Origin of the sequence: Bacteroides timonensis (assembly GCF_000513195.1) — a bacterium.
In the GTDB taxonomy this organism is placed as follows: domain Bacteria; phylum Bacteroidota; class Bacteroidia; order Bacteroidales; family Bacteroidaceae; genus Bacteroides; species Bacteroides timonensis.
Genome location: NZ_CBVI010000120.1, coordinates 60,454 through 70,210, shown reverse-complemented (window position 1 = coordinate 70,210; position 9,757 = coordinate 60,454). Strand labels below are relative to the sequence as shown.

General features: G+C 42.4%; 9 protein-coding genes. 6 read left to right on the top strand and 3 right to left on the bottom strand.

Annotated elements, in window-relative coordinates; genetic code table 11:
* Positions 1 to 20: 20 nt before the first annotated feature.
* Both BN161_RS22210 and yihA read right to left on the bottom strand, forming a co-directional pair.
* The gene (locus tag BN161_RS22210) at positions 21 to 623 is read right to left on the bottom strand and encodes a DUF4923 family protein (protein ID WP_044270332.1); all 603 of its coding nucleotides are present in this window, start codon (positions 621 to 623) and stop codon (positions 21 to 23) included.
* Positions 624 to 636: 13 nt separating this feature from the next.
* On the bottom strand, positions 637 to 1,242 hold the full coding sequence (yihA, locus tag BN161_RS22205) for a ribosome biogenesis GTP-binding protein YihA/YsxC (RefSeq protein WP_044270330.1): 606 nt from the start codon (positions 1,240 to 1,242) through the stop codon (positions 637 to 639).
* 210 nt (positions 1,243 to 1,452) lie between these two features.
* On the opposite strand from yihA, the gene recR reads away from it, so the two are divergent.
* The 4 genes from recR to BN161_RS22185 are packed head-to-tail and all read left to right on the top strand — an operon-like array spanning position 1,453 to position 4,303.
* On the top strand, positions 1,453 to 2,070 hold the full coding sequence (gene recR, locus BN161_RS22200; protein WP_007213814.1) for a recombination mediator RecR: 618 nt from the start codon (positions 1,453 to 1,455) through the stop codon (positions 2,068 to 2,070).
* 33 nt (positions 2,071 to 2,103) lie between these two features.
* Positions 2,104 to 2,562 (top strand): hypothetical protein, encoded by a 459-nt coding sequence (locus BN161_RS22195; protein WP_007218065.1) that lies wholly within the window; start codon positions 2,104 to 2,106, stop codon positions 2,560 to 2,562.
* Positions 2,559 to 3,767 (top strand): glycosyltransferase family 2 protein, encoded by a 1,209-nt coding sequence (locus BN161_RS22190; RefSeq protein WP_044270328.1) that lies wholly within the window; start codon positions 2,559 to 2,561, stop codon positions 3,765 to 3,767. The genes BN161_RS22195 and BN161_RS22190 overlap by 4 nt, the downstream gene beginning before the upstream one ends.
* A gap of 2 nt (positions 3,768 to 3,769) precedes the next feature.
* Positions 3,770 to 4,303, top strand: coding sequence for a GNAT family N-acetyltransferase (locus BN161_RS22185; RefSeq protein ID WP_044270326.1), 534 nt, complete (start codon positions 3,770 to 3,772; stop codon positions 4,301 to 4,303).
* Here BN161_RS22185 and BN161_RS22180 read toward each other — a convergent pair.
* Entirely contained in the window at positions 4,300 to 4,893 is a 594-nt protein-coding gene (locus BN161_RS22180) for a YqgE/AlgH family protein (protein ID WP_044270325.1), read from the bottom strand. The genes BN161_RS22185 and BN161_RS22180 overlap by 4 nt on opposite strands.
* Positions 4,894 to 5,172: 279 nt before the next feature.
* Here BN161_RS22180 and BN161_RS22175 point away from each other — a divergent pair, with 279 nt between their 5' ends.
* Positions 5,173 to 8,145 carry a SusC/RagA family TonB-linked outer membrane protein gene (locus tag BN161_RS22175; RefSeq protein ID WP_244436594.1) on the top strand — a complete coding sequence of 991 codons (2,973 nt, stop codon included), beginning with the start codon at positions 5,173 to 5,175 and terminating at the stop codon, positions 8,143 to 8,145.
* Positions 8,146 to 8,165: 20 nt separating this feature from the next.
* Positions 8,166 to 9,746, top strand: a complete 1,581-nt coding sequence (locus BN161_RS22170) for a SusD/RagB family nutrient-binding outer membrane lipoprotein (RefSeq protein WP_044270341.1) — start codon at positions 8,166 to 8,168, stop codon at positions 9,744 to 9,746.
* The last annotated feature ends 11 nt before the right edge of the window (positions 9,747 to 9,757 follow it).

The following is a 9,757-nucleotide window of genomic DNA, read 5'->3' as shown; positions in this document are numbered from 1 at the left end:
TTTTTTATTGATATTCCGTTTTATTCTTTCTTCTCAAGTGAGAAACCTAACATCATGCCGTCGTAGCTACTTGCCAGTGAACTGATTGTTTTCAGCGTTGCATTGCTGCTCTTGCTGGAAAGGAAAGTGATTAGCTTTAGTAGTTTATCCGATTCAAACAGTAAGTCCATGCTGCCGGACGTACAGTTAACTTTGGCATTCATGTTTATCAGTCTGACGAACTTCATGGTTACATGCTTTTCGGTGGCGTCATACACATAAGTCCCCTTCAGAGTTTTGGCTCCCAGTTTAGCGTTGAAAGTGCTGTCGGCATTGAAGGTAAAACTCATTTGTCCGGGTTTGATACCCACTTTGTTCAGTTGCTCATTGAGTTTGGCTTCGGCAGTGGTAGCAGCAACGGCTCCGCCAGCTTTCATCAACAGGTTGTCTGATTCGAATTCGATAGCGGCACCGGTATACGACCATGTACCTGTCATATCAACAGTATTCTTGCCGGTAACGGCGCTGACTACTTTTTCTACATTTTCTTTGTTGAATAAATCTTTTAGCGATTGTGCCTGGCTATTGACCGACACAAGAAGTAAGGTGGCAATAAATGCCAGTGAAAATACACTCTTTTTCATATTTGCTATTACTTTATTTGGTATTTAATTCTTTATTAATACTCTCTATATAATCTAATAACTCTTTTTTGCCCATTCTGTTCTCAGAAGAGGTCACAAAATAAGGGGGAAGTTCTTCCCATTGCTCTTTTAGTTTTTTCAGATACTGCTGGATATTGGTGTTCAGCCTGCCGCCTTTCAGCTTATCCCCTTTGGTAAAGACAATGGAGAAAGGTACTCCGTGCTCCCCCAGCCATCCCATGAATTCGATATCGATGACTTGTGGTTCAAGCCGTGAGTCGATAAGCAAGAAGAGATTGGTCATCTGTTCACGTTCCAGAATATAATCTTCGATGATACGCTGTATTTGTGATTTTCCTTTTTGTCCGCGTCTGGCATAACCATAGCCAGGTAGATCGACGATGTACCAGCTTTTATTAATAAGGAAATGATTGATGAGCATAGTCTTTCCCGGAGTGGCGGAAGTCATGGCAAGTCCTTTACGCCCTGTTAGCATATTGATGAGGCTGGATTTTCCAACGTTGGAACGTCCGATAAAGGCGTATTCAGGGAATATTCCGGGGGGGCATTTTTTCACATCTGTATTACTAATGACGAATTCAGCGCTTGTAATCTCCATTTTTATGTCAAATTTAGAAAGTTTCTTACTCTTTTCTTTTTTTCTGCGTATGCAAAGGTAGTACTTATTTCAAAAATCTATGTTCGGAATGCGGAAATCTAATTATCTTTTAAGAAGATAAGCTGCATTTGGGCATAACTTTTTCATGCTTGCATGAAAGTTCTGCACTCAATTTGCATTATCTTTGCCGCCAATAGTTGATTTTTTAGTATGAACGGACAATTTTCCTCGATATTATTGGAGAAGGCGGTGAGCGAGTTTGCCAAACTGCCAGGAGTGGGGCGGAAGACGGCTATGCGCCTGGTACTACACCTTCTGAGACAAGATACGGCAGTGGTAGAAGCCTTTGGTAATGCTATTGTTACACTGAAGCATGAAGTAAAATATTGCAGGGTTTGCCACAATATTTCAGATACGGAAACTTGCCGTATTTGTGCCAATCCGCAGCGGGATGCATCTACGGTTTGTGTTGTAGAGAATATCCGCGATGTCATGGCGGTGGAAGCGACGCAGCAATTCCGTGGACTATATCACGTCTTGGGTGGTGTTATTTCACCAATGGACGGGGTAGGTCCGGGTGACTTGCAGATAGAAAGTCTTGTACGGCGTGTGGCTGCCGGTGGAATCAAGGAGGTGATCCTGGCACTCAGCACTACGATGGAAGGTGACACAACTAACTTCTATATTTATCGTAAGCTTGAAAAGATGGGGGTGAAGCTAAGTGTGATTGCCCGTGGCATTTCAGTGGGCGATGAGTTGGAATATGCGGATGAGGTCACTCTGGGGCGTAGTATTGTAAACCGGACGCTTTTTACGGGAACGAATTAAATTATTGTTATTAAGTTTATTGTTTATAAGAGAATGGAAGAACAGATAAAACACGTTGCGAGTCGTTTAAAAGTAATATTTATCAGTTTCTGGTTGCTGCCGGTGATATGGATCATAGTAGGTGAAACCGGTGGAGATTGGGTAGGTATATATGCCGATGATGTCCGTACGACTTATTTTGCAGAAACGTTGTCTATTTTGCTGGTTGCAGCTTGCGTGCCGGTTTCTCTGAAACTTTTCGCCTGGGTGCTGACGCGGAAGATTGATAAAGTTAGTTTGCCTGAAGCTTTACGTTTATATTCTTTCTGGAGTAAAGTTCGGGTAGCTCTGCTTTCGCTGCCGGTATGGGTAGGTCTTGCAGTTTATTATCTTACATTGAGCAATAAAGGTTTGCTTTGTGCTTTTATTGCTCTTACGGCTTCGCTGTTCTGCTTGCCCGGTGAAGGACGCTTACGTAAAGAATTGCATATCAATAAAGAGGAGGAAGCATGAAATTCTCTGTTGTTATAGTCAATTACAATGTAAAGTATTATCTGGAACAGTGTCTCTGTTCCTTATACAGGGCTATTGACAATCTTTCAGCCGAAATTTTTGTAGTGGATAATGCGTCCGTCGATGATTCGGAGGCATACCTTACCGAACGCTTCCCGCGTATTACCTATATATATAATAAGGAGAATGTTGGTTTTGCCCGTGCTAATAACCAGGCCATTCGTCAAGCGAAGGGAGAATACGTGCTGTTGCTGAATCCTGATACGGTATTGCCGGAGCAGACTTTGGAAGAAGCGCTTCTGTTTATGGACACGCATCCTTGCGTCGGGGCTGTCGGTGTGAAAATGTTGACGGATGACGGACGTTTTCTGCGGGAATCAAAGCGTGGATATCCTACTTTGGCAGCCACTTTTGGTAAACTGTCCGGCTTGGGAAATTTTTTCCCCCGTTCTAAAGGTTTAGGCGGGTATTATTGTAATGCCTTGGATGCGGATGCCATTCACCGGGTGGAAGTATTGGCAGGTGCATTCATGTTGCTGCGTCGTTCTGCATTGGAAAAATCCGGATTACTGGATGAAGACTTCTTTATGTATGGTGAAGATATAGATTTGTCCTGCCGGATTGAGGAGGCGGGATATGAAAATTACTACTTGCCTTATCCTATATTGCATTATAAGGGAGAAAGTACATCGAAAGATACCTATCACCATGTGCGTGTATTTTGTGGAGCAATGGATATTTTCTTTCGCAAGCATGGTGAACGTTATGGGCTCTTGGGGCGTTGGCTTGTTCGGATCGGTATCCATTTACAGATGTATATTCGTTTGCTGATGCTTTCCTTGAGACGTATATTCAGTTTCCCGGGAAAAAAAGCGAAAGTTCCCTTCCTTAAAGGACAAGCTTTCCCTTGTTTTCTTGTTTTCGGTGAAGAAGCCACTATTCATAGTTTGCGTGGACTTTTCAAACATAACGGGCTGATCGGAAAGCATCATTTCGTTGTGGCAAACGAAGCATCTGTCGCCGACGGACATGCCAGTCCATTCATCTCGCTGAAAGGTTTCACGCATGTGGTGTACGATTGCCGTGCCTTTTCTTTTTCTACAATTATCCGCTTGCTGTCCCGCCATCGGAAAATGGGATTGCGTCTCGGAATTTATAACCCGGAAAGTCGCGTACTGGTGACTTCCGAAAAATGTTATCTCTGATCATGAAACATATTTATTTTGCAAACGAACGTATTCGCCTTCGTGCTATGGAACCAGAGGATCTGGAACTGATTTGTGAAATGGAAAACGATCCGCAACAGTGGGATATCAGTAACTTCACCGTACCCTATTCACGCTATGTGATGAAGCAATATATGGAGAATTCACAATGCGATATGTTTTCCGATAAGCAGCTACGTATGATGGTGGTGCGCCTTGAAGATCATGTTACGATAGGAACGATTGATATTACAGACTTTTCTCCGATGCATGCACGCGGAGAAGTGGGTATCGTTATTCGGAAAGAGTTTCGTGGCGCAGGCTATGCCAAAGATGCATTGACACTACTTTGTGACTATGCTTTCGACTTTCTGCGTATGAAACAGTTGGTTGTCCATATCGCCACGGATAATGAGGCAAGCATGCGTTTGTTCGCCTCTTGCGGCTTTGTTCAGTGTGGGTTATTAAAAGATTGGCTGTGTGTAGAAGGTTATTTCAAAGATGTTGCATTATTGCAGCGCATCCGGGTTGATTAATTCAATGTGGGTATCTGCGGGAAGCGTGACCATGTTTGATATTTGCCTCCCAATTCTCCCAAAACATTTTTCCAAAGTTCTGCGCTTCCCTTTTCATCCATAAGGGAAGCGATGTTTGTCGATCCTATCAGCCAGGTGTTTTCTTCAATTTCCTGACATAGCTGGTCATGTTCCCAGCCTGAATATCCCAAGAAGAAGCGTATTTTTCCGGTGATGTCATTGCCTTCCAAAATATAACGGCGGATGGTATCAAAATCTCCGTTCAGATAGAATCCTTTTCCTATTTGCAGAGAATCTTCTACACCTTTTAGTGTATGAAGGTAAAACAACGTATCGGTACATAACGGACCGCCTTTATAAATAGGTATATTTTCCACATCTTTGAAGTCTTTCAATACGTCATTGAGATATAACGGGAGAGATTTGTTCAATACCAATCCCATTGTACCATCCAGCGTATGGTCTACCAGCAAGATAATAGAACGTCCGAACATCTCGTCATAGAGGAAAGGCTCGGATATCAGTACTTTTCCACGTGAAGGTAATACGTGGTTCGTTTCAATTTTGAATATGTCTGTGTTAGTATCCATGCCACTAATATACAGACAAATCCTTTAAAAACAAATATTATTTCTTTTTTTTCACTGATAGAGTTTTCATATATGTTATATAACAGGTTTTTATTAGGGAGAAATTAGTTACTTTTGCAAATTGTTATCTCTTTATTGTAAATCATGAAATTGACTATCTATAATTATATCTGTTTTTTTGTTTTTGGTTATTTTTTTTCGTATAGTAGTTCTTGTTGCGCTTTTGTTACGGACGATGTGAACCATCGGCTTGAAGTACTTATCGCCCGGAAAAGTATAATGGGGCGTGTTGTAGATGAAGACGGTGTGCCTTTACCGGGAGCTACAGTGTTGGAAAAAGGTACTTCGAATGGTGGAGTGACGGATTTGGAAGGCAAATTTGCACTGACCGTTGCTGATGATGCGGTGCTGAGATTCTCTTTTATGGGATATAAGACGCAGGAGATAAGCGTAAAAGGACATACATTTCTGGATATTGTATTAGAGGAAGATGCAGTGGAACTGGATAAAGTAGTTGTGACTGCATTGGGTATCGAAAAGAAGGAGCACTCTCTTTCCTATGCAATGAGTCAGGTGAAAAGTGAAGAGCTGACACGGGTTAAAATGCCCAATCTGATAACTTCATTGACCGGTAAGACTGCCGGTGTGCAGGTTAATCAGGTATCATCGGGACTGGGTGCTTCCGCTAAAGTAAATATTCGCGGAATCCGTTCGGTAGCCGGGGAGAACCAACCTCTTTATGTAATTGATGGTGTTCCTATGTTAAATTCCACTTCGGAACAGGCTTTCAGTGCTATTGGCGGAACTGCTAATGCAGGTAACCGCGATGGCGGTGACGGTATCTCAAACTTAAACTCGGAAGATATAGAAAGCATAAGTATTCTGAAAGGGGCTCCTGCAGCGGCACTTTATGGTAGCCAGGCAGGTAACGGTGTGATATTGATTACGACCAAGAAAGGTAAATCACAAGGACAACGGAGCATGTCATTTTCTACCAGTCTGATGTTCGATAAAGCATCTTCTTTACCCAAAATGCAAAATCGTTATGGAGTAAGTGATGGGGTGGATAGCTGGGGGGAACGAAAAGACTTGCCGAAATACGATAATCTGAATGATTTCTTCTCTACCGGAGTGACTTCCATTACTTCCGTATCCGTAAGCCATGGCAATGAGAAATTGCAGAATTATTTTTCATATGCCAATACTACCGGTAAAGGGATTATTGATAAAAATCGCTTATCCAAGCATAATATTACATTCAGGGAAACTTCTGTGATGTTCAATAATCGTTTGAAACTGGATGGTAATGTGAATTTGATGCGACAAGTCTCTAAAAACAAGCCGACAGTAGGCGGATTTTATATGAACCCGTTGGTGGGGCTTTATCGGTTTCCCCGTGGAGAGGACTTGTCGTATTATAGGGATAATTTCGAGGTGTACGATGAAAGTAGAAATCTGAATATACAGAACTGGCATACTTCCTATGAAGATTTTGAGCAGAATCCGTATTGGATAACGAACCGCATACAAACTAAAGAAGTGCGTATGCATGCCATTGTCTCCTTATCGGCAAACTTGCAAGTAAATGACTGGTTGACGGTACAGGCCCGTGGCAATGTGGATTGCATTGACGATAGAGTCCGTCAGAAATTTTATGCTTCTACAGCTCCGGCATTAGCCGGTGCTAACGGACGTTACTTGGAAATGGATTATCAGGATCTCCAGTTTTATGGTGACCTGATGCTTATGGTGAAGAAGAAATGGGGCGATTTCTCAGTAAATGGTGCATTTGGGGGAAGTATTACTGATAAGACTACTAATTCTACCCGTTATGATTCCAAAACAGCTTCTTTGTACTATGCCAATGTATTTACTCTGGCAAATATTGTAATGAACGGTTCAGCAGCTCTTGACCAGAAAATTGATTCACACCGTCAGTTGCAATCGCTGTTTGCTACGGCGCAGGTGGGTTATAAAGAGAGTGCCTATATAGATTTGACGGCCCGCAATGACTGGTCTTCCACTTTATCACATACCAAGCACGAAGGCAGGGGATATTTTTATCCTTCAGTTGGTACTTCGTTGATCCTAAGCCGTCTGCTGACTTTACCTGAATGGGTGTCGTATGCAAAGGTGCGTGCTGCTTATAGTATGGTGGGGAATGATATTCCTTTGTATATTACGAATTCCGCTTCCCATATCACTGCCGGTGGTGAATATCTGGCGAATGATGCGGCACCTTTCAAGGAAATGGAACCGGAGATGAATTATTCGTGGGAAATTGGTGCAGAAGGACGTTTTCTGAACAGCCGTATCGGGTTTAACATCACTTTCTATAGAACAAATACTCATAACCAGTTTTTTAAATTGCCTACTCTGGCGGGTGACAAATATGCTTACCGCTATGTGAATGCCGGTAACATTCAGAATCAGGGATGGGAAATCGCATTGGACGCTACTCCTGTGATGGCAAAAGATTTTATGTGGAGCACTACTCTTAATTTTGCTTCTAACAGGAATAAAATAGTTGCTTTGCATGAAGATTTGAAAGAATTTGTTTATGGTCCCACCAGTTTTTCTTCCAGTTATGCCATGAAACTGATAAAAGGTGGATCGATTGGCGATGTTTATGGAAAAGCTTTTGTCAGAGATGCTTCCGGTAATATTGTTTATGAGACGGAAGGGAATAATGCAGGATTGCCAAAAGTAGAAGGTGACGGGAATACGGTAAAGGTTGGAAACTCCAATCCGAAGTTCCAGCTGGGATGGAATCATACGCTTTCTTATAAAGACTTGTCTCTCTATTTCCTGGTAGATTGTCGTTACGGTGGTAAGGTGCTTTCGCAAACTCAGGCAGATATGGATTTGTACGGTGTGTCGGAAATTACCGGAAAAGCCCGTGATAATGGTTATGTTATGCTGGAGGGGCAGCGGATAGAGAACGTGAAGGGATTCTATAAGATTGTAGGCGGACGCGCAGGGACAACGGAATATTATATGTATGATGCGACCAACATCCGGTTGAGAGAACTTTCATTGTCTTATCAGTTACCTGCTTCCTGGATGGAAAAATCTAAAGTTCTGAAGAAAGCGCAGGTTTCTTTTATAGCCCGCAATTTGTTCTTCTTTTATAAGAAGGCGCCTTTTGATTCTGATCTGGTGTTATCTACCGGTAATGATAATCAAGGTATTGATGTGTATGGGATGCCAACAACACGCAGTTGGGGCTTTTCATTGAAGTGTGAATTTTAATGGGAGAGGGGAGGATTGATATGAAAAGATATGGTTGGATATTCGGTGTTCTGTTAGTTCTGGCTTCTTGCACGGGTGACTTTAAGGATATCAATACGGATTTATCCGGAATTACGGATGAAGATTTGCAGATTGATTATAATGAACATGGTATTCGTCTGGGAGTGATTCAGCAGGGCATTTACTTCAATTATGATTATGGAAAGGGTAAGAACTGGCCTTTCCAGTTGACGCAGAACCTGAATGCAGACATGTTCAGTGGATATATGCATGATGGAAAACCATTGAATGGAGGTAGCCATAATTCGGACTATAATTTGCAAGATGGTTGGAACAGTGCAATGTGGGGACATACCTACTCGTATATTTTTCCACAGATATACCAGTCGGAGAATGCAACGCGTGAGAAACATCCGGGTTTCTTCGGAGTCACCAAGATTCTGAAAGTGGAAGTGATGCATCGCGTTACGGATTATTATGGTCCTATCATTTATTCACGGTTTGCTGATCCTAACGCAGAATATATGCCCGATACACAAGAAGCGGTTTATAAAGAGTTCTTTTGTGAATTAGATACGGCTGTGAGTACCCTTACCGGTTATGTGGAGTCAAATCCGGAAGCTGCTGAGTTTTCCCGTTTTGATATACTGATGGATGGCGAATACATTTCGTGGATAAGGTTTGCCAATTCATTGAGAATGCGGCTTGCAATGCGGATAGCTACAGTGGATGAAGAGAAAGCCCGTTCAGAGTTCCTGAAAGCTTTTAATAATGAATATGGAATGTTGGAAGCGGAAAATGAACCGGTGGCGGTATCTACAAAGAAAGGGTATACCAATCCGTTGGGAGAACTCAATCTGGTGTGGAACGAAACTTATATGAGTGCTCCAATGGAGTCTATCATGAACGGTTATGAAGATCCTCGGCGTACTGTCTTTTTTGCCACATGTCAGGATGAGTCGTTTAAAGGACAGTATCGTGGAATCCGGCAGGGGACTTGCTTCTCTCATAGCAATTATATGGGTTTGTCGAAACTGAAGACTACTCAGTCAACGGATGCGGTTCTTATGACTGCTGCCGAGGTATGGTTTCTGCGTGCGGAAGCCGCTTTGAGGAACTGGACAGATGAAGATGCCGGTATATGCTATGAAAAAGGAATTACTTCCTCTCTACATCAATATGGTATCATGCAGACTGATTCGTATTTGAATAGTGATAAATTGCCAATTGATTTTGTGGATACATTTGATGCTGAAAATAATATAAAAGCCTATTGTAAAGTCTCACCGAAGTGGATTGAAACAGCTGACCGGGATACGAAGTTGGAGAAGATCATTACGCAGAAATGGCTGGCAATGTTTCCCGAAGGATGTGAAGCCTGGGCGGAACAGCGCAGAACCGGATATCCACGTCTTTTTCCTGTTCGTTTCAATCATAGTAAGGATGGCTGCGTTGATACGGAAATCATGATTCGCCGTTTAAACTTTCCCGGAGGATTACAAACAGAAAATCCGGAGCAATACCGTGCATTGGTGAAAGCTTTGGGAGGAGATGATAATGCCGGCACCCGTTTGTGGTGGGATACCGGCACTAATTGGTAAGTTTATTCTTT

Bases quoted from the DNA above. Each gene is read 5' to 3' on its own strand.
- BN161_RS22210 (WP_044270332.1), bottom strand. From the start codon at position 623: ATGAAAAAGAGTGTATTTTCACTGGCATTTATTGCCACCTTACTTCTT.
- yihA (WP_044270330.1), bottom strand. From the start codon at position 1,242: ATGGAGATTACAAGCGCTGAATTCGTCATTAGTAATACAGATGTGAAA.
- recR (WP_007213814.1), top strand. From the start codon at position 1,453: ATGAACGGACAATTTTCCTCGATATTATTGGAGAAGGCGGTGAGCGAG.
- BN161_RS22195 (WP_007218065.1), top strand. From the start codon at position 2,104: ATGGAAGAACAGATAAAACACGTTGCGAGTCGTTTAAAAGTAATATTT.
- BN161_RS22190 (WP_044270328.1), top strand. From the start codon at position 2,559: ATGAAATTCTCTGTTGTTATAGTCAATTACAATGTAAAGTATTATCTG.
- BN161_RS22185 (WP_044270326.1), top strand. From the start codon at position 3,770: ATGAAACATATTTATTTTGCAAACGAACGTATTCGCCTTCGTGCTATG.
- BN161_RS22180 (WP_044270325.1), bottom strand. From the start codon at position 4,893: ATGGATACTAACACAGACATATTCAAAATTGAAACGAACCACGTATTA.
- BN161_RS22175 (WP_244436594.1), top strand. From the start codon at position 5,173: ATGGGGCGTGTTGTAGATGAAGACGGTGTGCCTTTACCGGGAGCTACA.
- BN161_RS22170 (WP_044270341.1), top strand. From the start codon at position 8,166: ATGAAAAGATATGGTTGGATATTCGGTGTTCTGTTAGTTCTGGCTTCT.